This is a genomic window from Marinomonas sp. HM11-D (genome assembly GCF_057626615.1).
In genome coordinates, this window is record NZ_JBMMKT010000002.1 from 400,318 (window position 1) to 425,267 (window position 24,950).

The 24,950-nt window shown below is 47.1% G+C and carries 26 protein-coding genes; 20 read left to right on the forward strand and 6 right to left on the reverse strand.

What is annotated here, in order from left to right; genetic code table 11:
* Nucleotides 1-23: 23 nt before the first annotated feature.
* The 3 genes from ACOSVP_RS04315 to ACOSVP_RS04325 are packed head-to-tail and all read right to left on the reverse strand — an operon-like array spanning nt 24 to nt 2,314.
* Complete coding sequence (locus ACOSVP_RS04315) at nt 24-752, reverse strand: RluA family pseudouridine synthase (protein WP_487346256.1); 729 nt, start codon at nt 750-752, stop codon at nt 24-26.
* A complete protein-coding gene (locus tag ACOSVP_RS04320) occupies nt 749-1,690 on the reverse strand; it encodes a D-2-hydroxyacid dehydrogenase (RefSeq protein ID WP_487346257.1) in 942 nt (313 codons plus the stop codon). The genes ACOSVP_RS04315 and ACOSVP_RS04320 overlap by 4 nt, the downstream gene beginning before the upstream one ends.
* 12 nt (nt 1,691-1,702) lie before the next feature.
* Complete coding sequence (locus tag ACOSVP_RS04325) at nt 1,703-2,314, reverse strand: arylesterase (RefSeq protein ID WP_487346258.1); 612 nt, start codon at nt 2,312-2,314, stop codon at nt 1,703-1,705.
* A 13-nt stretch (nt 2,315-2,327) separates the two neighbouring features.
* Here ACOSVP_RS04325 and ACOSVP_RS04330 point away from each other — a divergent pair, with 13 nt between their 5' ends.
* The 5 genes from ACOSVP_RS04330 (at nt 2,328) to ACOSVP_RS04350 (ending at nt 8,888) form a co-directional block, all read left to right on the forward strand.
* A complete protein-coding gene (locus ACOSVP_RS04330) occupies nt 2,328-3,014 on the forward strand; it encodes an ABC transporter ATP-binding protein (protein ID WP_487346259.1) in 687 nt (228 codons plus the stop codon).
* Nucleotides 3,014-5,470: an ABC transporter permease gene (locus ACOSVP_RS04335; protein ID WP_487346260.1), complete on the forward strand. Its 2,457-nt coding sequence runs from the start codon at nt 3,014-3,016 to the stop codon at nt 5,468-5,470. Before ACOSVP_RS04330 ends, ACOSVP_RS04335 begins: the two co-directional genes overlap by 1 nt.
* Nucleotides 5,471-5,482: 12 nt before the next feature.
* Nucleotides 5,483-7,816, forward strand: coding sequence for a DNA polymerase II (locus ACOSVP_RS04340; protein ID WP_487346261.1), 2,334 nt, complete (start codon nt 5,483-5,485; stop codon nt 7,814-7,816).
* Nucleotides 7,817-7,936: 120 nt separating this feature from the next.
* Nucleotides 7,937-8,605, forward strand: a complete 669-nt coding sequence (locus ACOSVP_RS04345) for a TetR/AcrR family transcriptional regulator (RefSeq protein WP_487346262.1) — start codon at nt 7,937-7,939, stop codon at nt 8,603-8,605.
* Nucleotides 8,598-8,888: a glutaredoxin family protein gene (locus tag ACOSVP_RS04350; RefSeq protein WP_487346263.1), complete on the forward strand. Its 291-nt coding sequence runs from the start codon at nt 8,598-8,600 to the stop codon at nt 8,886-8,888. The genes ACOSVP_RS04345 and ACOSVP_RS04350 overlap by 8 nt, the downstream gene beginning before the upstream one ends.
* On the opposite strand, the gene ACOSVP_RS04355 is transcribed toward ACOSVP_RS04350, so the two are convergent.
* Entirely contained in the window at nt 8,885-9,658 is a 774-nt protein-coding gene (locus ACOSVP_RS04355) for a TatD family hydrolase (RefSeq protein WP_487346264.1), read from the reverse strand. The genes ACOSVP_RS04350 and ACOSVP_RS04355 overlap by 4 nt on opposite strands.
* 214 nt (nt 9,659-9,872) lie before the next feature.
* Between ACOSVP_RS04355 and ACOSVP_RS04360 the strand changes: the two genes are divergently transcribed.
* The 6 genes from ACOSVP_RS04360 to ACOSVP_RS04385 are packed head-to-tail and all read left to right on the forward strand — an operon-like array spanning nt 9,873 to nt 14,280.
* Complete coding sequence (locus ACOSVP_RS04360) at nt 9,873-10,808, forward strand: chemotaxis protein CheV (protein ID WP_487346265.1); 936 nt, start codon at nt 9,873-9,875, stop codon at nt 10,806-10,808.
* Nucleotides 10,809-10,850: 42 nt separating this feature from the next.
* Nucleotides 10,851-11,600, forward strand: a complete 750-nt coding sequence (locus tag ACOSVP_RS04365) for a hypothetical protein (RefSeq protein WP_487346266.1) — start codon at nt 10,851-10,853, stop codon at nt 11,598-11,600.
* A gap of 10 nt (nt 11,601-11,610) precedes the next feature.
* Nucleotides 11,611-12,606, forward strand: a complete 996-nt coding sequence (gene hemH / locus ACOSVP_RS04370) for a ferrochelatase (protein ID WP_487346267.1) — start codon at nt 11,611-11,613, stop codon at nt 12,604-12,606.
* Between the two features lies 1 nt (nt 12,607).
* Nucleotides 12,608-13,342 carry an HAD family hydrolase gene (locus ACOSVP_RS04375; RefSeq protein ID WP_487346268.1) on the forward strand — a complete coding sequence of 245 codons (735 nt, stop codon included), beginning with the start codon at nt 12,608-12,610 and terminating at the stop codon, nt 13,340-13,342.
* Nucleotides 13,339-13,740 (forward strand): hypothetical protein, encoded by a 402-nt coding sequence (locus ACOSVP_RS04380; RefSeq protein WP_487346269.1) that lies wholly within the window; start codon nt 13,339-13,341, stop codon nt 13,738-13,740. Before ACOSVP_RS04375 ends, ACOSVP_RS04380 begins: the two co-directional genes overlap by 4 nt.
* Before the next feature lie 6 nt (nt 13,741-13,746).
* A complete protein-coding gene (locus ACOSVP_RS04385) occupies nt 13,747-14,280 on the forward strand; it encodes a DNA topoisomerase family protein (protein ID WP_487346270.1) in 534 nt (177 codons plus the stop codon).
* A gap of 23 nt (nt 14,281-14,303) precedes the next feature.
* Here the strand turns inward: ACOSVP_RS04385 and ACOSVP_RS04390 are convergent, their stop codons facing one another.
* Nucleotides 14,304-15,170 (reverse strand): TIGR01777 family oxidoreductase, encoded by an 867-nt coding sequence (locus ACOSVP_RS04390; protein WP_487346271.1) that lies wholly within the window; start codon nt 15,168-15,170, stop codon nt 14,304-14,306.
* A gap of 155 nt (nt 15,171-15,325) precedes the next feature.
* Between ACOSVP_RS04390 and ACOSVP_RS04395 the strand changes: the two genes are divergently transcribed.
* The 9 genes from ACOSVP_RS04395 (at nt 15,326) to ACOSVP_RS04435 (ending at nt 24,061) form a co-directional block, all read left to right on the forward strand.
* Nucleotides 15,326-15,703, forward strand: coding sequence for a sirohydrochlorin chelatase (locus ACOSVP_RS04395; RefSeq protein ID WP_487346272.1), 378 nt, complete (start codon nt 15,326-15,328; stop codon nt 15,701-15,703).
* Between the two features lie 44 nt (nt 15,704-15,747).
* Nucleotides 15,748-17,145 carry a Wadjet anti-phage system protein JetA family protein gene (locus tag ACOSVP_RS04400; RefSeq protein ID WP_487346273.1) on the forward strand — a complete coding sequence of 466 codons (1,398 nt, stop codon included), beginning with the start codon at nt 15,748-15,750 and terminating at the stop codon, nt 17,143-17,145.
* Complete coding sequence (locus ACOSVP_RS04405; protein ID WP_487346274.1) at nt 17,138-17,842, forward strand: DUF4194 domain-containing protein; 705 nt, start codon at nt 17,138-17,140, stop codon at nt 17,840-17,842. Before ACOSVP_RS04400 ends, ACOSVP_RS04405 begins: the two co-directional genes overlap by 8 nt.
* A gap of 8 nt (nt 17,843-17,850) precedes the next feature.
* Complete coding sequence (locus ACOSVP_RS04410; RefSeq protein ID WP_487346275.1) at nt 17,851-21,300, forward strand: SbcC/MukB-like Walker B domain-containing protein; 3,450 nt, start codon at nt 17,851-17,853, stop codon at nt 21,298-21,300.
* Between the two features lie 20 nt (nt 21,301-21,320).
* Complete coding sequence (locus ACOSVP_RS04415; RefSeq protein WP_487346276.1) at nt 21,321-21,626, forward strand: BolA family protein; 306 nt, start codon at nt 21,321-21,323, stop codon at nt 21,624-21,626.
* Between the two features lie 20 nt (nt 21,627-21,646).
* Nucleotides 21,647-21,952, forward strand: coding sequence for an STAS domain-containing protein (locus ACOSVP_RS04420; protein ID WP_487346277.1), 306 nt, complete (start codon nt 21,647-21,649; stop codon nt 21,950-21,952).
* 220 nt (nt 21,953-22,172) lie between these two features.
* The gene (sstT, locus tag ACOSVP_RS04425) at nt 22,173-23,384 is read left to right on the forward strand and encodes a serine/threonine transporter SstT (protein WP_487346278.1); all 1,212 of its coding nucleotides are present in this window, start codon (nt 22,173-22,175) and stop codon (nt 23,382-23,384) included.
* 194 nt (nt 23,385-23,578) lie between these two features.
* Complete coding sequence (locus tag ACOSVP_RS04430; protein WP_487346279.1) at nt 23,579-23,701, forward strand: hypothetical protein; 123 nt, start codon at nt 23,579-23,581, stop codon at nt 23,699-23,701.
* 18 nt (nt 23,702-23,719) lie between these two features.
* Entirely contained in the window at nt 23,720-24,061 is a 342-nt protein-coding gene (locus ACOSVP_RS04435) for a nuclear transport factor 2 family protein (protein ID WP_487346280.1), read from the forward strand.
* Nucleotides 24,062-24,257: 196 nt separating this feature from the next.
* On the opposite strand, the gene ACOSVP_RS04440 is transcribed toward ACOSVP_RS04435, so the two are convergent.
* Nucleotides 24,258-24,923, reverse strand: coding sequence for a helix-turn-helix domain-containing protein (locus ACOSVP_RS04440; protein WP_487346281.1), 666 nt, complete (start codon nt 24,921-24,923; stop codon nt 24,258-24,260).
* Between the last annotated feature and the right edge of the window lie 27 nt (nt 24,924-24,950).

Sequence of the window (24,950 nt, forward strand, 5' to 3'; positions counted from 1 at the left end):
AGAGTTCTTTAAAAAGTGAGTTCTTAATTAGTTGTTTGTATTCTTAGTGAATTGAGCAGGGTACTCATATCCTCAGGAATCGGTGCGGATACGGTAATGCGTTGCTCATTCACAGGATGGGTAAACGTTAGCTGTTCGGCGTGCAACATTAAACGCAAGTCTTGTGACCAATGATCGCGCATGGCTTGATTGTGATGACGACAGCCATAGCGGGTGTCCCCTAAAAGCGGATGAAAAATGTGCTTAAAGTGACGACGGATTTGGTGTGTGCGGCCTTGTTCTGGCTTAACGCTGACCAGACTTAAGCGCATTTGTTCGTAACGACTGACAGGTACTGGGATTTGAAACGACTCGAGCGTTTGGAAATGGCTAATGGCCTCTTTCTCGGTGCCTTCGATCTTAAAGCGAGCACGACCCTTTTCTTCGTTCAATTTGGCTAATGGGTAATCAATCACGCCTGCGCTTGAGGTATGACCACGCACAATTGCCAGATAATTTTTGTCGGTAGTGCGTTCCATAAACTGTTCGCCTAAGCGGCGTGCAACGGTTTCATTCAAAGCCATTACCAAAACACCCGAGGTGGCGCGATCCAAGCGGTGGATAGGATACACCCAACGACCTAGCTGAGCATTGAGTCGCTGTACTACGGCATCTTGTTCATGTTTGGCTAGGTCAGTGCGGTGTACCAGCAATCCACTTGGTTTGTTGACGACGACTAAGTCGTCGTCAAGATGAAGAATGTCTAGGCTCATTTAGTCTGTTGTTCGATAAAAGACGCCATATTATCACAAGCGATCTGCAGAAGGCGCGCCATTGAATATTCGCTTGCCCAAGCGACATGGGGTGTAAGGATAAAATTCGGTAAATGAGCTATCGACTGTAATACATGATCGATTGGCATTGGCTCCACAGTCGCGACATCAAAGCCCGCCCCGGCAATTCGCTCAGTCTTAATGGCGTCCACCAAATCTTCTTCATTGACCAAGCCACCGCGGCCCGTGTTAATCAAAATCGCTGTCGGCTTCATGATGGCAAACACGTCTTTGTCGATCACATTGCGTGTGCTTTCCGTTAGTGGGCAGTGCAAACTGATAACATCGGCGGCTTTAATCGCTTCGTCAAAGTCCACATAACCATCACGAACGGTGTTTGCGCCTCGGTGTTCGGCAAAAATCACCTGCATGCCAAAGGCGCGAGCGATTTCAGCCACACGATTACCAAGTGAGCCTTTGCCAAGCAAACACAAGGTGCTATTAGCAAGATCGTTCAAGGGAAAATCCAGAAAGCCAAAAAATTCACATTCAGCCCAGCGCCCTTGTTTAATAGCTTCACGGTAGCGGGTTAGGTTACGACGCAGTTCCAGTATCATGGCAAACGTGTGCTCAGGGACGCTGACGGTCGAGTAGCCCGCTACGTTTTGCACGGTAATGCCAAGGTCTTGGCAGGCTTGCATATCAACATTATTGGTGCCGGTTGCCATCACTTGCACCAGTTTGAGATTAGGGCATTGCTCCAATGTCTTACGGGACAAAATCACTTTATTGGCCATCACGATGTCGGCGTCTTGGATGCGTTCGACCACGTTTTCGTCATTACAATTATGAAAAAAACGTGTCTCTGTAACGCCCTTTGGCATTGGAGTGTGTGTGTCTTCAGGAAAAGAGCCGCGATCCAAAAATACTGCTTTCATCGTAAGTCCTTATTATTTATTGAGCATAGGCATCAGCGTCGGTGCGATGTTCTCTAGCACGATAGGTTGCCCGTCTGCATTAGGATGTAATCCATCATTCTGCATGAGAGCTTTATCAAGCGCTACGTTTTCCAGCATAAAAGGCACATAAGCTAGCTTATATTGGTCCGCTAACTCTTTGTATGTATTAAAGAATTGCGTGGTGTAAGTGCGGCCATAGTTGCTCGGTAGGTGGTTGCCGACTAGCAGTACCTCAGCGCCAATTTGTTGCGCTTGATCGATCATCTGCGTGAGGTTTTGCTTCATTTGATTTAACGGGTAACCGCGTAAACCATCGTTTGCGCCGAGTTCTAGCACCACCCAATGAGGTTGATGGGTTTCCAGCAACTTAGGTAAACGAGACAAGCCACCTTGAGTGGTTTCGCCGCTGACGCTGGCGTTGACCACATTGACATCTGGGTGACTGAGATTTAATTGTTGACTCAGTAAACTAACCCAACCCTGCTGTTGTCTGAGGTTATATGCAGCACTCAGACTGTCCCCAAACACCAATAGGGTATTGGCGTGGGCGGTGGTGATTAGCGATACAAAACACAGCAGTGCAACACACATTTTAGAAATCATAGGCAACCTATTTATGCAAGACACGGATACATTGTCGGCTTTGACAATAGAAAAGCTTAACCATTCCGTTACAACAAGCAACGGTCAATTGGACATACTCAAAGGAATCAACTTGAACATTCGGGATGGTGAGTCGGTAGCCATCGTTGGCGCATCGGGCTCTGGTAAGTCTACTTTGCTGGGTTTAATGGCCGGTCTGGATCAACACAGTCAAGGCAGTATTCGTTTATACGGTGAAGCGTTAGAGAAATTAGACGAAGAAGGTCGAGCGGTGCTAAGAGGTCGCTACGTCGGCTTTATTTTTCAGTCTTTCCATCTGTTGCCCAGTTTAACGGCCCTTGAAAATGTGATGCTGCCGAACGAGTTGAAGGGCAATCGCAAGGCTGACGATCGAGCCCGAGAACTACTGGAAAAAGTTGGATTGTCCCATCGCATGGAACACTATCCACGTCAGTTGTCTGGTGGTGAACAGCAGCGTGTGGCCATCGCTAGAGCGTTTGCTTCGGCGCCGAAAATTCTGTTTGCCGATGAGCCAACGGGTAACTTGGATGGTAAAAACGGTGTTTTGGTCGAAGACCTATTATTTGACTTGAACAAGCAACAAGGCACCACCTTGGTGGTGGTGACTCATAACCCAGAGTTAGCGGCTCGATGTGATCGTCAAATCGAAATTCACGATGGCGAACTTAAGGAGTCCTAATGTTTGCGTGGCGCTTATTGATTAGGGAATTTAAAACCGGCGACGTACTGACATTATTATTGGCCTTGGTGTTATCGGTCGCGACTGTGACGGGTATTGGGCTTTTTGTTGATCGCTTACAGCAATCCTTCGAGGTGCAATCGGCCAACTTATTGGGCGCTGATCGCAGTGTGCGCCGCGATGATCCCGTGCCGCAACCATGGGTTGAACAAGCCACAGCGGCAGGTTTAGAAACCGCGCAAACGGCGTCCTTTTCTTCCATGGTGTTTGGCGGCGACGGACTGCATTTAGCACAAGTCACGGCGGTATCGAATAATTACCCGTTACGCGGAGAATTTATTACCGACCAGCAATTATTTGGTACAGGGGAATCCACCACGCAAGCACCTGCCTCAGGTGAGATTTGGTTATCTTCCCGCTTGGCCAGTTTGTTGTCGGTCGAGCTTGGACAAACAGTGCGTGTTGGTGAGGCGCCGCTGACTGTCACCAAGTATCTAGTGCGAGACCCCGGCAGTGCCACCTCGGCATTCTCCATTGCGCCGCGCGCTATTATGAATGAGCAAGATCTAGCGGCGACCGAAGTGATTATCCCTGGTGCTCGTGTGCGTTATGCCTTTTTGTACGCGGGTGATGCCGATGCCTTGGCAAGCTTCGATCAATCCCTGGCCCCACAGTTAGCTGAAGGGGAGCGTATTCGTACGCCAATTGAGCGTGGTGAGCGAGTGGGTAATACGGTTAATCGTGCGGAATCCTTCCTATTGTTAGCGGGTACGCTAGCAGTCGTGATGTCAGGCGTGGCCATGGCGCTGGCATCGTCTCGCTATGTAAAACGTCATTTGACCCAGTTTGCGGTGATGAAAACTATGGGCGCGACACCTAAGCGTTTGGTGCGCCTAATGGTGTTTCAGGTGACCTTGATTACCTTGCTCGGCATTGTCTTAGGTTCGGTGTTGGGTTATTTGATTCAGGGGCTGATTGCCGATTTATTATCGTCGCTGATGAGTGCGGCTTTGCCTGCGCCAACATTAACCAAACTTTTGTTGGGGGCTGCCACCGCTATTATTTCTATCTTGGCGTTTTGTGCGCCGTTATTGGCTCGTTTGGTCAGCGTACCACCACTTCGAGTGTTGCAGCCTAATGCTGGCTTACAAGTAAGCTCATCGTCGCTATTCTTATTTGGTCTGATCGGCATGTACGGACTGATGGTGATCTATGCCGGAGGATGGCGATTGCCCAGTATCGTTATGTTGGGCTTAGCCATTGTCACCGCTTTGGTGTTTGTTGTGGGTTGGATACTGTTTACGGTCAGTCGCCGTTTATCGAAACAATCCACCACAGGTTGGCAAGTGGGCCTCGCGGCTTTGCACCGTCGTTTGGTATCCAACCTGTTTCAGTTATTAGTGTTCACCTTAATCATTATGCTGAGCTTGGTACTGGTCGGTGTACAGAACAATTTGATTCGTGACTGGCAAGCACAAATTCCTGAAAATACGCCGAACCACTATTTATTTAACGTGCAAGATTCACAAGTAGCGGGCATTCAAGCGTATACCAGCGAACAACAAATCGCTGCGTCAGATTGGTTCCCGATGGTGCGTGGTCGCGTAATTGCTATCAATGGTACAGAGGTCGAAACGCTTTTCCCGGATCAACGTAATGAACCGGAAATCGTGGAGCGGGAAATGAACCTGACTTGGGCGGACGATATTGGTTCAGGATCGGCGGTCATTGAAGGGGATTTTGCTGCAGAAGGTATTTCCATTGAGCAAGAAGCGGCGAAAGAGGCCGGTGTAGCCATCGGTGATCAGCTTACCATCAGCATTGGTGGCTTGGATTACACCTTGCCGATTACCTCGATCCGTACCGTGGATTGGCAAAGTATGCAGCCCAACTTCTATTTGATTTTGCCTCAATCGGTGTTGTCCGATTATCAAGCCAACTACGTTAGCAGTGTGTTCTTAACAGAAGGCAACGCCGCAGATTTTTATCGCTTTATGGCGAACTATCCAACAGTGTCCATGTTGAATATTGGTGAGCTGCTAAAACAGGTGCAAGACATCATTGCTCAGTTGGCTAACGCGCTAAAAATCGTACTGGCGTTTATCTTAGGTGCGGGGGCTTTGGTGTTGATGGCCAGCGTGCGATCCACCTTGGATGAGCGCTTGGAAGAAGGGGCTTTGCTGCGTACCTTGGGGGCGACCAAGAAAATAGTGCGCCAAGCCTTATTGATCGAATTTGGTGCGCTAGGTTTGTTCGCTGGCTTGATCGGCGCGGTGGGCGCAGAGCTTGCCCTGGTTGGCTTACAGCATTTTGTGTTCGAGATGGAAGTGACTGTGCATCCGCTATTATGGCTGGTTGGCCCCTTGGCCGGTTGGGGAATTGTGACAATAATAGGTGTATTTGCGAGCCGAGCTGTGCTAAAAGTGCCGCCCATTCGTTTATTGAGATCCATCTAAGTACACAATTACATGTTTGAACCACAGCAAGGATACATCGTCAGTCGTCACAGTAGTGATGTGAATGGTCGCTTAGACATCCATTACTACGTGAAGACTGACGTCGCCACCGTCAAAGTTTCCATCGCCAACCCTGAAACCCTGTTTTTTACCAATGCGCCGCTAGAAGCTCTCGCGACGGATGTGGTGGGGATTCAGTGCGAAGAAAGTCAGCTTAAATCTTTTTCTCATGATGTCGTGTGCGTCGTGCGTTGCCAAAGCCTGCTGTTACAGCAGCAAATGGTCGCCATGGTGAAAAAGCTTGGCTATGCGGTGTACGAGGAAGACATCAAGCCTGAAGATCGTTACCTGATGGAGCGTCATATTCGCGGCCAAGTCACTTTTGTCGGTGTGCCGGATGCGTCGGGTATGAGTTTTACTCAAGCCAAACTCAAGGTAGGCGAGTATCAGCCAAATTGGCAGGTGTGGTCGCTGGATATCGAAACCTCCGTATCGCGCAACGAGCTGTTGTCCATTGGTATCACCAGTGGCGAACGTAAAGTGGTACTGGTGGTGTCGTCCCAGTCGTCAACTCTTGAAAATGTCTATTCGTTTGCGGATGAACGCAAACTCCTGATGGCATTTATCAAATTTGTGCGTAAGCATTCCCCTGATATCTTGATCGGTTGGAACGTGATCGGTTTCGACCTGATGTTCCTCGATCAGCGCTTTAAGCATTTAGGGATTAAGCCTGCATTGGGTGTTCAAGGCGAAAACTGGCGCGTACGGGAAGCCAAGGAAAGCGGCAAGGTGTTCGCGTCTATTGCTGGTCGAGTGGTGCTAGATGGTATCACCATGCTGAAAGTGGGCGGCTATCATTTTAATTCCTACAGCTTAAATAACGTCAGTAACGAATTATTAGATGAATCCAAGTTGCTGACAGGTGGCGATCGTTGGCAAGAAATCGAGCGTATGCACCGTGAAGAGCTGGATAACTTCGTTGCCTACAACCTGCAAGACTGTGTCTTGGTCGAGCGCATTTTTGAAAAGCTACAGCTGATTGAATTGCAGCAAACCCGTGTTGATTTAACCGGCATTCCGCTGTCGCAAACCGGTGGCTCTGTAGCCTCGTTTGAAAACCTCTATCTACCGCGCCTACACCGCAAAGGCTGGGTCGCACCCGCTTGGAGTGATGATAAGTTTGTACCAAGCCCAGGTGGTTTTGTTATGAACTCTTTGCCAGGCCTTTATAAAAATGTCTTGGTATTCGACTTTAAGAGCCTTTACCCCAGCATTATTCGTACCTTCTATGTGGATCCGTTGGCGCGTGTGGTGGCGCAAGCCTTGTCTCAAGATGAAGGTTTGGTGCCGGGCTATCGTGGCGCTTCCTTCCAGCGACAGTTTGCCATCTTGCCAGAATTAGTGGCTGAACTGGCTCAATCGCGCGAAAGTGCCAAGCGTGATGGTAACTCGATCCTAAGCTATGCCATCAAGATCATTATGAACTCCTTCTATGGCGTCTTAGGCTCGCAAGTGTGCCGTTTCTACCATGCGGAACTGGCGAGCTCGATCACCATGCGTGGTCACGAGTTGTTAGGGCGAAGTAAACAATGGATGGAAGAGCGCGGCGCGAAAGTCATTTACGGCGATACCGATTCCTTATTTATCACTCTGTCGGATTCGTTATCAGAAGAAGATGCTTGGCAGGCGGGTAAAGAACTGTGTGAAGTGGTCAACCAGTGTCTAAGCGAGTGGTGTGGTGATTATGCCGACATCGACTCTCACTTGGAGTTGGAGTTTGAAACCCTCTACACTCGCTTCTACATGCCGACCATTCGTGGTCAAGAAGAAGGCTCAAAAAAGCGTTACGCGGGTCTTACCAATGGTGAGATTGTCTTTAAAGGATTAGAGGCGGCGCGCAGTGATTGGACACCGTTGGCGAAGCGTTTTCAGGTAGAACTGTTTGAACATTTGTTCTTTGATCGAGATCTAGATAGTTATGTTTCTGAATTTGTTGGCGATTTACGACTAGGAAAGTTCGATCAGGAGCTGATATATTCGAAACAATTAACACGACCTCTGGCGAAATACACCAAAACACAGCCGCCTCATGTGCGTGCTGCGAAGATGGCCGATGAGTTGCGTCACCAGCAGGGTCTGCCGCCAGAATACGATCGCGGCCGTAAACGTGTGCAATATGTGTATACCCTTGCGGGCGTGGTGCCATACCTAGGTGAAAGTGATTTGGAAAACTTGGATTATCAACATTATATTGATAAACAAGTGCTGCCGATCGCCGAGGGCGTTTTTCAAATGCTTCATTTGAATGTAGTTGATATACTGACCCCGCAGTTTAACCTTTTATAATGTCAGGTTATTTGGCTAGGCGTGTTAACAGATAAGCCAATGGCGCTATCCTTTGGCTTCGCCGGTTTACCCCGGCTACCGCAACTTTATGGAATGACAGTTGAGTAGAAGAGTATAAGCATGGCGTTACCCCCGAAACGAGTTTTAACCCAAGATCGACTTCGTAGTGCAGTGCAAAACCTATTATTGGAAACGGACTGGACAGAAATTACCGTGCAGGATGTCTCGGCGAATGCCGGTGTTAGCATTGGTACCTTTTACAATTACTACGACAGTAAAGATGAAGCGCTAGCAGATGTGCGCTCTTGCTTATCTGCGCTGATTAAGAAAGACCTAAACAGCTTATTGTTGACGCAATCGAAAGTGGAATGCCGCATTTCATTGCTGTTGAAGTACTTTGTGAACATCTTGAACGCCAAGCCTTCCTGGGCCAATTACTTCTATCGTGCCGATAATTTTTCAGAGCGACTAGATGGTGGTTTGGTCGCGCTACTAGAGCCGCTGGTGTTAGAAGATATGGTGTCTAACAAGGGGCGTTCTTATAACGCTAAGATCACCGCTTCTTTTATCGAAAATGGCTTGTTCCCTCTGTTGAAGCAATACCACGCCAATGAAACGCCTTTGCCAGACCATGAGGCGTCCCAAATCGTATCGTTGGCCTTGTCATCTATGGGGCTGGTTGGTGATAGACTTGAGCAGGCCTCCAGTTTGCTTTGTCCTGTGACGCCTTTAGCAGCGCTGCCACAGTCCATTTTTGAGTTAGAAAAGGCACAAGCGGGCCATGTCTAAGATTCAGTTGTACGGTACGCTGGGTTGCCATTTATGTGAAGATGCTGAAGCTTGGTTGCAGCATGTCTTCCCAGCCGTGGCCTTTACGAAGATTGATATTGCCAGCGATGAGCGGCTTGTGGAGTTATACGGTTTACGCATTCCCACATTGCAAATTGGCGAGGCTGTCATGGACTGGCCGTTCGATCAGGCGCAAGCACAGTCCTTATTGAATACACTTCACGCTGATAGTCCCGCCGCGCAAAAAACACGACGTGTTTTGACGTTGGGTGCCAATAACTAAGCACTGAAAAATAAGCGACGAGTATTTTCATTCGCTTGTGTAATCACTTCTTCTAGCGCAATTGACTTAATGTCCGCTACCGCTTGGGCAATGTATGGCAAAAACTTAGGGTGATTGCGTTTTGGGCGAGGGCGAATATTGCGTGGCAACAAGTAGGGCGCATCCGTTTCTAGAAGCAATCTATCCAAGGGTAGATAGGCTAATGCTTCAACCAATTCTTGGTTACGACGCTCGTCTAATAACCAGCCGGTAATGCCCACGCACAAGCCTAAATCTAGGTAGGTTTTTAGTTGATCTTTATTACCGGTGAAGCAATGAATCACACCACTTTTGGGTAATGTTGCCTTTGCTAGACGCTCGGTTAACTCGTTAAAAGCATCGCGTTCATGTAGATAAACAGGCTTGTTGGCTTTGTCGGCAACCATTAGCTGGGCTTCAAAGGCACAAATCTGTTCTTCGGGCGTAGAGTAATTACGGTTAAAGTCCAACCCCATTTCCCCCACGGCAACCGCTTTTGCATCCTTGGCAAATGCTTCAATCAAGGCTGCGCTGTCCTGCTCTTGCCAAGTGGAAGCATGATGCGGGTGGCAGCCAAGGGTGTAGTGCATGTCTGTATAAGGTGTACAAAGATTGGCCAGCTTATTGGCTTCCTCCATATTTGAGGCGATGCAAATAATGCCTTGTACGCCTTCGTTATGAAAATCTTCACGAAATTGCTGTAAATCATCGAGATAGGAGGAATGGTCTAGGTTAACGCCAATATCAAACATGAAGACTCCAAAGCTAAGTTATGGCGCTAGTGTACCAACGTCCGCTTTGGAAGCAGAAGGCTTTGTAATGTCGAATGGTAGAAATCTATTAATTTCTTTATAGATCATGACTTAGCGGTTTTGAGCATAAAAAAATTACTGTTATGTTTGGGAGAATTCACTATCATGATGATAATTGAACCTAAGCGTTTAAAACTTAATATTGGAGAATGTTATGGCAGGAATGTTAGATGCGGTAGACCAGAGAACGCAGCTGGTTGGTGAGAACCGACTTGAGCTGTTAATGTTTCGTCTGGGCGGCATGCAGCTATTTGCTATCAACGTTTTTAAAGTACAAGAAGTTGTACAACTACCACGTCTAAATTTGATGCCTCATCGTCATCCTTCAGTGGCCGGTGTGACGCATTTTCGTGGTCGTACCATTCCTGTGATCGATTTGTCAGAATCAATTGGTCTACGTCCTATTGATAAAGAAAAGCCTTGTAATCTAATCGTCACTGAGTACAACAACACAGTGCAAGGTTTTATGGTGGGCGAAGTCGATCGCATCATTAACATGAACTGGAGTGATATCCTGCCACCACCAGACGGTACAGGACGTCAACATTATCTGACGGCGATTACTCGAGTGAACGATCGTTTGGTTGAAATCATCGACGTTGAAAAAGTCTTAGCGGAAATTTCCCCTTACGATACGCGTGTTTCGGACGAAGTGATTGATAAAGATCTGCTGTCGATGGCATCCGGATTGGAAGTCTTGGTAGTCGACGACTCTTCTGTCGGTTTAGCTCAATGTAAATCGACCCTGGATCACCTAGGTATTACAGTGCATTCTGCGACCGATGGTAAGCGCGGTCTTGACCTCTTGAAGAAATGGGCGGCTGACGGCGAAGATGTACCAAACAAGCTACTTATGCTGATCACCGATGCCGAAATGCCGGAAATGGATGGCTACCGTCTAACCCGTGAAATTCGCGAAGATCCTCGCTTAAAAGATCTGTACATCGTATTGCACACCTCCTTGAGTGGTAGCTTTAACAAGGCCATGGTGCAAAAAGTCGGCTGTGATGATTTCCTATCGAAATTCCAGCCAGATAAGCTAGCGACCATCATTCAAGATCGAATGCGCGCTGTTATCGAATCCGAATAAGCAACTGCAAAGCACCTTGATGACCTCAAGGTGTTTCTTTTTATGTTATTACCTATCTATCTTTTTCTTGCATCTCTATGTGCTGCCGTGGTCAACAAGCGCTTACGCATTGACCCCTTTTTGGTGATTTTGCCTTGTGCGTTATTGGTGATTGAAGACTTAACGCAATTGCGAGGCCTGTTTGCCAGCTTGATCCCCGTGGCGTTGTTGTTTGCCCTAGTGCAAGTCTTTTTGCATCGAACGCAGCTACAAGTGGAAGCCATTACCCGCTTAGGGGCTGGTTTATCCCTGGGTGGCTTTATTGGTGTACAACTGCTGTTTTTATTGCCTATGACTTTCACTGTCTTAATCACTTTCTTGGTGGTTATTTCTCTGACACAAGTCTTGTTATTACGCATAGGTGGCTGGCTATTGAGCCAGATTCCCGCCCCGTTAAAACTGTTCGCCGGTATGTTGATGGGCACCATTCAATTTGTCGGGCTGAGCTCTGGGCTAGCTTGGTTACAGGATAAACAATCTGCGGATTTGCTTGGTAATCGAGCCGCCCTGTGGGCGTTCTCCTTGGTGGGCGCTTTGATCGGACTAATTGCATTGCCATCGGAATGGGCTTGGCAAACACTTTCGATCAGCCAACTGTTGGCCGCGTTACTCGGTGGTGGTGCAGGGCTACTATTGCAACAGCGTTTAACATCGAGTGCATTTGAATCCAAAGTACTGGATTGGATCGTATTGGCGATGTGTTTAAGTGTCTGGGGACACTTATTGTTAAAACACGTTATTTTCTCAGCCTAACGGAATGACTATGAATCAGAAAAACAGTTTGATCGGGGTTCTGCTTATGAACCTTGGTACGCCGGAAGCCCCAACGCCTGCGGCGGTGAAGAAATACCTCAAAGAATTTCTGTCTGACCCCCGTGTAGTTGATGTTAATCCGCTGATTTGGAAGCCAATTTTAAACGGCATTATTTTAAATGTGCGTCCTAAGAAAGTCGCCAAAGTGTACCAAGAAGTCTGGATGGACGAAGGCTCGCCACTCTTGGTGTTGGGGCAGCGCTTAACGAAAAAAGTAGATCAAGCCTTAAATCAAGACGGTAAGCACTTTGTGGTGACCATGGCCATGACCTATGGAAAGCCAAGTGTTGAAGATGCCGCTAAAGTGTTTCGCGATAACAAGGTTGAGCAGATCTTTGTATTGCCCATGTATCCGCAATTTTCTCGTTCGACTACCGCGGCGGCTTACGATCGTCTGATGGCCTCTTTGAAACGTTGCCCACATTGGCCAGCGCTAAATCTGATGCAAGATTACGCCGATCATCCGGTGTACATCGATGCCTTGGTCAAGTCGATCACAGAGCAATGGCAGAAGCAGGGCGGCAAACGTCACTTGATGTTCTCTTACCACGGTGTGCCCAAACGTTATGTCAGCGAAGGCGACCCGTACCAACGTCGCTGTGAAGCGACGACTGCTGCGGTAGTGAACCAGCTAGGTTTGAGCGAAAGTGAATATACCCATGCTTACCAGTCTCGTTTTGGTCGCGAAGAATGGCTGAAGCCCTACGCCGACGAAACCATTCGTGCCATGCCAAGTAAGGGTATTAAAGAACTGAACATGATCAGTCCAGCGTTTGCCATTGATTGTATTGAGACCTTGGAAGAGATTGATATGCAGCTGCGTGAAGAGTTTGAAGGCGCGGGCGGAGAGAAGTTCGATTACATCGCGGCGTTAAATGACTCGCCAGATCATGTAAACTTATACAAACAGCTAGTTTTAGAGAACACCCAACACTGGATGAAATGATTTGCAAAAACCTATCCTGACCACCATCGCCTTTGACGCAGATGACACCCTTTGGCGCAACGAAGATGTATTCTTGAGTACGCAAGAATACTTTGTACAGATGCTGGAATCTTACCATTCCCGTGAATACATCTTAGAGCGTTTGAATGAGGTGCAGATCGACAACCTGTCAAACTTTGGCTATGGCATCAAGGGTTTTACGCTTTCCCTGCTGGAAACTGCCATAGTGCTTACGGAAGGCCGTGTTACAGGCTATGAAATCCATGAGATTATTCAATTAGCCAAACAAATGTTAGCGGCTCCGATTCAGCTGTTGCCTGGGGTTGAGCAGCTGTTGCAGTCTCTTAAAGGGAAATGCCAGCTAATGGTAATCACCAAAGGCGACTTGCTTGATCAAGAAGGTAAGCTTGCCCGCTCAGGGTTGAGTGAATATTTTGATTGGTATGAAGTGGTGAGTAATAAGAAAACCATTAACTACCAAAAAGTATTTGAAAGCTTGCAGTTGAATCCAAGTGAAGTCTTGATGATTGGCAATTCCATGCGCTCCGATGTGTTGCCTGTACTGGATGCTGGAGCCCATGCGCTGCATGTGCCATATCACACCACTTGGAGTCATGAACAGGTCACTGAGGCTGAATTGGCAAATTATCCGATGATTCCGACAGTGACGTCGGCAGAGGAAGTGGAAGCTTGGATTCGCGCAAATTATTTATTAAGTGGTGAGATTGATTTATGAGTATTAAAAAATGGCTGACTATGTTCACTGTGATTTCTGGTGTATTGGTAATGCCGTTACACGCAGAAGAGGCGCCAGCGCCAACTGCGTGGGAAGCCATCCAACAAACGGCTTCAAATGCGGCAGATAAAACCCGAGAAGTAGCTGGTGATGTGGCCGAGCGAACACGAGAAGTAGCCGCTGAAGTCGCGGATCGTACTCGTGAAGTGGCAGGTGATGCGGCGGATCGCGGAAAAGAAGTAGGTGAAGATATTTCTAACAGCAAAGCGTGGAAGAAAACCAAGGAAGTGGGTAATGCCACGGCAGAAGCGGCTAAAAATGGCGCCAACAAAGCCAAGGGTTATGTTAATTCACACGCTTGTGACAAGAAAGACAAGCTGAATTGTGAAGCGGAGTAATAAGCGTTGAGTCGTGATGACAACCATGATCCTAAACCAGCATCCGTGGATGCTTGGGAACAAGAGTTCTTAAATCAAGATGGATCGGGTTATATCGGTACGCCCAGTAAGCGCTACCGTTGTCCTAAGTGTCATGGCGTCTTACAACTTAAACAGGGTAAAAACGGTGCCTTTTGGGGCTGCGAAAATTACCCCACTTGCGATTACAGTGCCAACGACGAAGATGGCCGTCCGGTACGTGCGAAAAAGTTTTTTTGCCCATTGTGTGGTGGTCAGCTACGCAAGAAAACCCATGGGGACAATACCTTTTGGGGTTGCAGTAATTATCCCGATTGTAAACTGACTCTAGAAGATCTAAACGGCGAGCCCTCGTCATCACGCAAATACCCGTGTCGAGCTTGCGGGCACTACTTGGTGCGTAAAAAAGGCGCTAAAGGTTATTTTTGGGGCTGTATCAAATACCCTGATTGCAAGCACACACTTCCGGACGATAAAGGTCGTCCAGTCCCTAGGAAACTGCGTTCATCCAAAGATGAATGACGCTTTTAGAGCCACTTAAGAGCTTAGGTTAAGCTCTTAAGTGCATCATCAATGCTGCGATATTCAAATTCAAACTTCTGATCCATCAGTGCCTGTGGCACCACATGCTGGCCTTTGGTGAGCAATTGACTCATGTCGCCTAGTAATTTCTCCAGTACAAAGGTAGGTGTAGGCAGAACAGCTGGGCGGTTTAAGGCTTTGCCATAGGCTTTGGCAAACTCCGCTTGCGTGATGGCCTGTGGTGATACGAGGTTATAAGTGCCTCGGTATTGTTCGTTTTGCATGGCGGCCAGGATAAAGCGGCACACGTCATGAATGTGAATCCAAGGAAAGAACTGTTTACCGTTGCCAATCTTGCCACCTAAGCCAAGCTTAAATGGCCATTGCATCTTCGCTAATGCACCGCCATGGCCAAGGACCACGCCAAGACGGAAAATAGCCGTTCTCACACCGACGTCTTCAAAATGACGAGCTTCTTGCTCCCATGCGGAGCATAAATGATGCGTCAAACCACCATTTGGTGGGGTGTCTTCCAGAAACGTCTTGTACTCATCAAAACCATAAAAGCCCACCGCGGAAGCGTTCAATAACACACTAGGTTTATGCTTTAAGGCATTAAACAGCTTACGGGTAAATTGCACGCGACTGTCAAATAATTCACGTTGGCGCTTTGCGGTCCAGCGTTTCGCGGCGATGTTGGCGCCCGCGAGATTGATCACTACATCAAAATAATGTTGGCCTAAGTCATCCATGCGCAGCGTTTGCACGTATCGAGGTATGGAGTTTTGATGTTTATGAACCAATGCGTAGGACTCATGGCCTGCGGCGGTTAACAATGGATAAAGATTGCTTGCTATAAAGCCGTTGGCTCCTGTCACTAAAACTTTCATATCCGACTCCTAAACGTGAAGGTTCTTTAAGTTTACGACAAAAATTCAAAAATAGATCAAGAAGTTACTCCCAAAATTCGTCCTTAAAGTAGGTAATCCCTTCTTTTTAAAAGGTTAAATCGCTAAAATATCCCACTTATCAGAAAGGTAGACCCATGCATCTAGAGCAGTATGACCATATTATTTTGTTAGCCCATGGCAGCAGCGACCCACGCTGGAAAGTGCCTTTTGAGCAGTTATTGGCAAGGGTCACTGGTGTCGTCTCAGAAGATAAGGTAACTTTGGCCTACATGGAATTGTGCACACCTTCAATCGAAGATGTGTTGCAGCAACTTCCCGTCGAGACTGCCAACATCGCAGTGTACCCCTTGTTCTTTGCCCAAGGCCGTCATTTGCGAGTGGATGTCCCCAAGCAGTTAGAACAATTGAATACTGAGCAACGTACTTTGACGCTCCTGGATCCGATTGGTGATGACCCCGCTGTTGTCGCTGCCATGGAGAAAGCGATAATCTCTAAGCTGACCTCAGAGTGATTTGAAATTCGTCAGCTTAAATATAAAGAATGGATTGGTTCTGAATGCTATTCACCCATTTGCCCGATGAAATATTCCAAGCTCTATCGGGCTCCAACAAAGCGCTTATAGAAGCCGTATTGTTCGACCTTTCGGATGTGTTTTATGACCATGCGGAAGATCCGATTAAAGACAAATCAGCCATCATTGAAGCGATCGAAGACTCGCTGCATAAGCTAGATACACTAGCGTGGCACGATGACTTAAAAGACGGCTTTGACTCGCCGAAAACTATTCACGAATACGCCTTGCGTATCTATCACCGCTTGGTTAATACCGGCTGGTTAATTGAAGAGCAAGAGCTGTACCGCGTCAGTGTGTTGATGTCGCCTCAGGTGTCTATGTTATTGCGTTCTTTGGTGGAAATTAGCCGCCACGGTAAGCGTAACTACGGCGCCACGGTTCTAAGTATCCTAAGTAACCTAGAATCGGTAGCCAATCATCCACAAGAACGTGGCGTAACGCTCAGTCAAACGGCGGAAGCAGCCCGTGACTTTTCGGCACACCTGAACCAAATCCTGTTGGGGATTCGCAGTCTGCAGCGTGAGTTGTTTAGCAAACGTGAACCGAAAGAAATCGTTGCAGGCTTCTTTGATCTGTTTGTGGAAGGCATCTTGATTGCTGACTACAAAACCATCAAAACCAGTAACAACCCGTTTCGTTTTCGTCGTCAGATTTTAGAACTGACGCAAAGCTTCTTAGCAGAGCCAAGTTTGATGGGCAACATCGCCCAATGTTATGCCGATCAGCAGTTGATTTCGGTGGACAAAGCCTTGGCCGCGGTGGAAAAAGATTGTCGCGATATTATTCAAACCTTTACCACCATTGATCAGCGTTTAGATCGCATCGATGAATACCGTTACCGCTTGGAAAAACGTGCCGCTGATACGGCCCGTTACATGGATTCGTCGCGTCCTGGTTTGGCCAATAAAGTGGCCGGTATCATTGCCGATGTGGCTAAGTTTGAGAACTTACCGACCCTGAAAAGCATGGTCAGTGTTAAAGCCGTGGGGGTTGAGTCTTGTGCACAGCCGGCGAAGCGTCGTGATCCGCCACCACCGCGTGTGATTGTCCAAGCCGAAGTGTCACAAGCAGCGATCGCTTTCCGTGACCGTCAGCGTCGATTCCACGAAGCGCGTCAGGTGAGTGTGGCCAAGCTGCAAAGTTACCTCGATCGTCAGCTGTTGGAAAAACCAGCGATGCACATTTTGGACTTCACCATTGAATCCGTCGAAGATTTTGTTTGCTTCGACCATTTACGTTACATCGGTTCTTTGGGCGTCAATGCGAAACGCATTGAGAAGTCATTTGATGTTATTTTCACAGATCAATATATCAACGTTCACGAATTCGTCGAATGTCGAGAGTTTAATGTAGTGCGCAGGAGCAAATCTCATGCTTAGAGAATTAAAAAGGGTCGTAGAAGAGTCCGGTAAAGACCCACAAGAGTTTCAGCAGACTGCGAACTATTTACTCGCCAATCAATTTGTCAGTGCTTTTAAGCACGGTCAGCGCCGCCATTACCTATTGGTGGAGATGTATCAGCAGTATTTCAGCAATCTGTTTGATGCGCTGGGTATGAAGCTTTATGTCAATGAAAACGAACGTCTCGCAGGCGTGTTGCCAGTAGAGCGTGAAGCCTTTGTTCGTTTGAAAACTGACGAAACGCTGTTCCTGTTGGTGATGCGTCAAATCTACGAAGAAAAAGTCGAGAACTTTGAAATCGACAACGGTTTTGTATCGACTAACTCAGTGGCTATTTTGGAACGCTACGTACAGTTGGTGAAGCGTGAAATTCCAACCGAAACGCGCTTTAAAGACATCCTGACCCTGTTCAGCAAACAGGGCGTGATCATTCGCGGTAAAGCCTACGACGAAGATGCGAAAAACATCATGATCAGCATTACTCCAGTGGTACGTTTGATCGTGACCGAAGCTTACCTACGTCAGCTTGAGTCCTTCAACGGTTCGGATCCAGATGAAGATGAAGTGATCGACGAGCAAATCGAGCAGGGCGTGGACGCGCAAAATAGCGACAGCCAAGCAGTGGTTGAATCGGATGAATCCGACGCAGAAACGCAAGAAGAAGCGGCACAATAGGAAATTGCATGAAAAAGTTAAATCGAATTGTTCTTGTAAACTGGTACCTATTGGGCGCAGAAGAAATCAATATTCGCGGTAATACTGCCATTATCGGTCCAACCGGTTCCGGTAAGTCGTCATTGTTGGACGCGATCCAAACGGTTCTGACCGGTGCCAGCAAGCGTCACCTAAACTACAACGCCAGTGCCAACGATGGTAAAGCTTCAGGCCGAAGCATTCGTTCCTACATCCTAGGCATGATCGACTCCGGTCAAGCCAGTGAAAAGGTCACCGGTGTACAAACTCGTCAAGATGCGATTTGTTACTTGGCAATGGTGTTTGAAGATTCCAACACCGGTAAAGAATCCACGGTGGGCTTATGTTTGTCTGCGTCGTTGGCGAGCCCAGAAGAAGACATCCTAGGTCGTTTCGTATTGTCTAACTACGGTGTGCGTCGTGAAGACTTCATCGAAGTGTTGGGCGAGAAGCAGTACCAAGCCAAACCTTGGCAAGAAGTACGTGAAGCGATGAAAAAAGTCTGCCTAGACCCTTACATCAAGTCAGGCAGTGCCTCCGCGACACAGTACATGAACCGTTACTTGGAAGAATTAAGCCCAAGTTCGGAACAGCTCATTACCCTAGATTCGTTCTTGAAAAACTTTAAGAACGCCTTGAAATTCGTGCCAATCGCCTCGCCAACGCGCTTCGTTCAAGACTTCGTTTTGGCCGAGCAGCCGCTGCAGGTAGGTGCTTACCAGAAATCCTTGCTCGAATACCGTCAGCTAGAGTCAAAGACTCAAGAAGTGGCCAAGCGTATTGACGACCTGAAAGTGATTCAGGGCGAGTGTGAGAAGAAACACCAGCAAGAACAAACTGTGGTGAACTACCAATGGATTGCCACGGAAGCACGTTTTGACCAGCTAGGCAGCAAGCAAGACGAAATCCAAGATCAGTACGAAAACTTCAAAGAACGTGAAGAAGAGATTGACGAGGAAATCGTTGCCCAAGCTAACCTGCTCAAACAATTGCAAACCCAGTTGGTTCGACTAGAACAACAGTACGAACATTCTGATGTGGGTTTGAAGCTACAGCAGCTTGAGCAGAACAAAAAGCTGTTGACCCTAGAGGGGCAAGAAGACCGTAAGTTGGTGATTCAAGCGCACCAAGTTATACAGTTGTTAAGTGCTTTACAGGCGTTTGATGATGTGCTGTCGCAAGATATCCGTAACCTGATCATAGAAGCACAAGGCCTAGCGGGCAGTATTGATAGCTCGGGTAATATCCTAGGTTCGGCGAAAGCGGTAAGCCGTCTGCTATCGAGCATTAACAATATGCTCGATGAAGGCAAGGGCGCTTTGTTCCAACAGCGTACCCAGCTAAACCGCAACATCTTGAACCTAAAAGATGAATGCCGTCAGTTAGAAGCCGACGTTAAATCGTTGAAAGGCGGTACCACACCGCTATCTCCTAACGTTAAGCGTTTGATCGAGCTATTAGAGCACGCCAATATCAAGGCAACGCCGCTTAGCCATTTGGCCGAAGTTACTGATCATAAGTGGCAAGATGCCATCGAAGGTTACCTAGGTAGTCAGCGCGAAGCCTTAATCGTTGAGCCTGATGATGCCGAAGAAGCGATTCGTATCTTCCGTGCGCACCGCCGTCAATTGATGGGCTGTCGAGTGATTGATACCACACAAACGCGTTTGTGGTTGAATCGTGGCGACAATAACTCGGTATTGCGCTTTATTCGCTGTAACAATGATCATGCTCAGGCTTACTTGAACCGCCGTTTAGGTGGCATTAAGCCGGTAGAAACCGAGCGTGAACTGTTACGTGAAGACAGTGCCATGACCGCCGATGGCATGTTGAAATTGTCCGGTACCATTTCGACCATTCGCTTTGTGCCACATATGATGGTGGGTATTAACACGGATGGTATGCGTCAATCTCGCGAAGCTCAGCTACAGCAGCTAAGCGGCGAATTGATGGATTACATGAAGACTGACCAACGCCTTGAACAAGCTGACTCTATGTTGGGTCGTATCATGGCTGCGAACCAGTTTGATCCACAGTCGCTACAAGATGCCGGCATTGCTAATACTCGTGTTGCACAAGATCTAGCAGACGTGGAAGCGCAAATCGCTGCGCTACAGCAGCGTGACGATACGGATCTACAAGAGCGTATTGAAAGTCTTAAAGAGCGTATTTCGGGCATTGAGCTGGAGCGTAAAAAACTGGACCGTGAGCGTCAGCAAATCGCTGAGCAATACGGTTCCTTGAACACTCAGAAAAACCAGCTTTCAGAAGCGCTGTCAGCCTTGGATGAAGAGCGTACACGCATCACTTCTAATCCATTGTTCAATGCGGAATACGCCAGTGAGCGTTATGACTTGTTGGAAAACAGCATGGTCAACGGTGGCGCCATCTACAAAGAAGCCATCAGCCGTTCTGAGAAAGCCATGGAAAAGGTCAAAATGTTTGACCAGAAAGTTCGTAAAGAAGTGGCGGATCACTACGCGAAATACCATAACAGCAGTTTAGACGACGATATCCAATTGGATTACCTAGAGTCTAAGTTTGAAGAGTTCGAGCATTACGTCACGCACCAAATTACAGTGTTGAGCGATACCGAACTGGCGAAATACGCTAAGCGTGCTGAGCTTGCGCGTCGTGAGGCGGAAGAAACCTTCCGCAGTGACTATGTGTCGAAACTAAAAGATTCTTTGGATCAAGTGGCCTTGATCATCAAAGAGTTGAACCACAGTTTGAAACGCCGTCCGTTTAACCAGGAAGTGTACCAATTCCGTTACTACCCGAATGGCGATATGAAGGACATCTTGGACTTGGTGGCGAAATTCAGCTCCCACGATCAAGCGAATGTGGGTGGCTTGTTTGATCCGGAGCAAACCGGTGATCCTGAGCACGCTAAAGCGATCGCTCTGATCCAAGAATTGATTACGGACGATGAGAAGCAAAAAGACTTGGCGGATTACCGTAAGTTCTATAACTTCGAAGTCGACATTCTAGATTTAGAAGGCCAGAAGAAAACCACGCTATCGCAGCGTATTCAAACCGGTTCAGGTGGTGAGCACCAGATCCCATTCTACCTAGCGATTGCGGCGGCCTTGTCGACCACTTACCGTCTACATGAAACTATGGACGGTGATATTGTTGGTGGTTTCTCGTTGGCGATGTTCGACGAAGCCTTCAACAAGATCGATATGGCGAAAACCTCGACCTGTATGGGCTTTATGCGTGATATCGGTCTGCAGGTTATTGCGGCGGCGCCGGATGATAAGCGTGCGGTGATGGCGGCTAACATGGACACCATTATCAGTGTTTGGCGTGAGGGCGGTGCGGTATCGATTGACGTGGCGTACCCGCAACAACGCGGTCAGGCCTTGCTAAGTGGTGACCATGAGTTAGATAATGACGGTCCGCAACAAAACGTAACAGAAACAGCTGAAACTGAATAAGCGCACATCGCGAGGGCAGTATGATTATTGAAAATGAAATTCGAGAAACCATCCAGCGAGCGTTTAATGTTCATCATATCGAGCTGGAAAACGAAAGCCACATGCACAGCGGCAATAACCCAGAGTCACATTTTAAACTGACTCTGGTGAGCAATGCGTTTGCTGGTAAACGTCCGGTACAACGTCACCAATTGGTGTACGGTGCATTGACTGATCAAATGCAGAAGATTCATGCGTTGGCACTGCACTTATATACGGATGAAGAATGGGAAGCGCGCCGTTTTGAATCGCCGCAGTCGCCAAATTGTATGGGCGGCAGCCACTAGGTGCTAAGGAATAGAACGAAATGAGTATTTCAGTTACCGAACATAAGAGCAAAGGAATCGTCGAAATAGCTGTGCTAGGTAGCTTTGATTTCTCGCTGTTCAATGATTTTCGCAGTGCCTATGAGAGCTACGTAGGTGGTGAGATTAAACACTTTACCATTAACATTGAAAGTGTTGAGTACCTAGACAGTGCGGCACTTGGCATGTTGCTAAGTATGAAAGCAGCGCTGGGTGAAAAGGTGGAGATTAAGATTGTCGGTGCGAATGACTTTATTCGTAATATCCTGATGATCTCCCGCTTTGATAAGCGTTTTACCATCATATAACGCACTAGTAGCAGTGATTCCAAAAAGCCAAGCTATCCAGCTTGGCTTTTTTGTGTCTGGTTAAAATTAAATCAACTGTTTGAAGGTTAACCATTTTCTTTTGTTTCTATCATAAGAATAGCGATTATTTAACGGAATATGACCGAATATTTACCCAGACGGTTCATTTCTGTTGGACGATGCATTAAGGTGCACCATCAAAAATTGATGGACACTTTTCATGGCTTTAAGCACGACTCCAACGCTGTTTCAGCGTTACATGAATGGCAGCCTTGTGTTGCAAATTATTGTTGGCATTATCTGCGGTTTGGCGCTGTCTTACGTGGCACCAAGCGCTGCTCAGTCAGCTGGCATACTAGGAGACTTTTTCGTAAAGGCCCTAAAAGGAATTGCGCCCGTTCTAGTCTTCGCTTTAGTTGTGGCTTCCATCGCGAACCACAAGAAAAACCAAGAAACTCATATCAAACCAGTCTTAGTGCTGTATCTGATTGGCACCTTGATCGCCGCCGTTACCGCGGTCGTATTTAGCTTCATTTTTCCAAGTGAATTGAACCTAGTTGCCACAGAGATCAGCCGCTCGGCGCCAAAGGGCATTGGTGAGGTATTGCATTCTTTGGTGTTCAATATGGTCGATAACCCATTGAACGCCATCGTCACTGGCAACTACATCGGCATTTTAACCTGGGCAGCGTTTATCGGTATTGGCTTACGCCACGCCAATGAAACCACCAAAGCCTTGCTGCAAAACTTAGCGGACAGTATCACTGTTGTGGTGGGTTTTGTGATTCGTTTGGCACCATTTGGTGTATTTGGCTTGGTAGCCAACACTATCGCTACCACTGGTTTTGATGCGCTTCTAAGCTACTCACACTTGCTAGCTGTGTTGGTGGGTGCCATGATCTTTATCGCCTTAGTCACCAACCCTCTATTGGTGTTTCTAACCACGCGTCAAAACCCTTACCCACTGGTATTCCAATGTCTGAAAACCAGCGGTATCACAGCCTTCTTTACCCGTAGCTCGGCGGCCAATATCCCGGTCAACATGGCGTTGTGTGAAAAGCTTGAGTTAGACGAAGACACTTACTCGGTATCGATTCCTCTTGGGGCCACCATCAATATGGCCGGCGCAGCGATTACCATTACCGTGCTCACCCTAGCGGCAGTCAACACGCTGAATATCCCAGTGGATTTCCCTACTGCGATCCTGCTAAGTATCATCGCTGCCGTATCAGCAGGCGGTAGCTCAGGTGTGGCGGGTGGCTCTTTGCTACTGATTCCACTGGCTTGTAGCCTGTTTAATATCCCTAATGAGATCGCCATGCAAGTGGTCGCGGTCGGCTTTATCATCGGTGTGGTGCAAGACTCTGCCGAGACAGCTCTGAACAGCTCTACCGACGTGATCTTCACGGCTGCGGCTTGTCGTAAAGCCTAAACATCTCAATCGCAGAACCTTTAAAAGCGAGCTTCGGCTCGCTTTTTTGCTTTTGTGAGAGGGGTATCTTACCCCGACAAAAAGGTTTTAAAACCGAAAGCATTTCTAGGAACTAATCGACATTTCACAGCAAAAGGTCGTTTTACAAAAGACTTTATGCTTAAAATGCAGTCATACCTTAAAAGGAGATTAAGATGAAACGAACTGCAAAACTATTGCTGACCCTAAGTGCTTTAACCCTTCCTTTAGCGCACGCGCAAATGCCGGTCACTCCAGCACCAGATCAACAAGCCCTACTTATCAGCGATAACCCATAGCTCGAAGCCAATAAAAAAATGGTTTACGATTTCTGGCGTGAAGTCTTTGAAGGTGGTCATTTAGACAAAGCTGATCAATACCTGACGGAAAGTTATATTCAGCACAACCCGAAAGTGCCCACTGGCCGTGCTGCTTTTGTCGAATTCTTCGGCCAATTTAGCCAACCCAAACCGATTCAAGATGAAATCGTCGCGCCTTTGGTTTCTATTGTCGCTGAACGGGATATGGTGGTTTTAAGCTTTGCCCGTGAGCATCAAGACCCAAAGGATGCGAGTAAGACCTACGCCACGACTTGGTTTGATATGTTCCGCATTGAGAATGGCAAGATCGCCGAGCACTGGGATCCAGCGTTGAAGTAATATGTCTTAGGATAGAAGGGGTTAACTTATGCTTTGAGTTGTTGCCTAGTTGCCTAGTTGCCAACTTATTCATATGGCCAAGGAAGGTTTGCGATGAGTTATAAGACGTTTGCTTGTCAATTCGGTTCATACTGAGAAGTCATGGTTGCTTAAGTCGGCAAGATTCTCACATATTGCCGACTTAAGCGCATGTTCCCTAGCTAAGATCGTGTTCAGCAACATTTCGGGCCTTTTTAATTGCTTCTTTTCTATTGCTGACGTTAAGCTTTTTATATATTTTATAAATATGTGTTTTTACAGTGCTTTCAGAAATATATAGTTCATCTGAGATATCTAAGTTCGACGAACCTTCAATTAACTTTTTAAAAATTTGAAGTTCTCTTTTTGTTAGACTTTTTTGAACTTCTTGAAGTTTTAAATTATAAGGCTGTGCATCTATAAGCATCTTTGACATTACTTTTCTTGGTAACCAAAAATCATCTTCGATAACTGTTTTTAAGCAGCGAGTAAGATGCTCTATAGGTGAATCCTGATGAATGATTCCTTTCAATTTAATGAAATTAGATTGCTGGATTTCTGATATGGCGCTTTTATCTATGTCTCTAGGCACATCATAAATAATCCATTTTTCAGTGAGTATCTTTGATAAATCAGAGTTGACATTGTTTTGCTTGAAGATGATTGAGAAGCTGATGAGAACAATATCTGGCGTTAAGTGGTTTGATGAGCTTTCAATATCTAAAAAAGAAAGGCTGTCTACGTAACAATTTTTTTGTTTTTCTATCTCTCTCTGTATAAATTGATTGTTTATGCAATTACTGCCGATAAGAAGTATGCTACTTTTTTTCGATTCACTGCACATGGTGATTTCCTCCATTGAACGTTATTC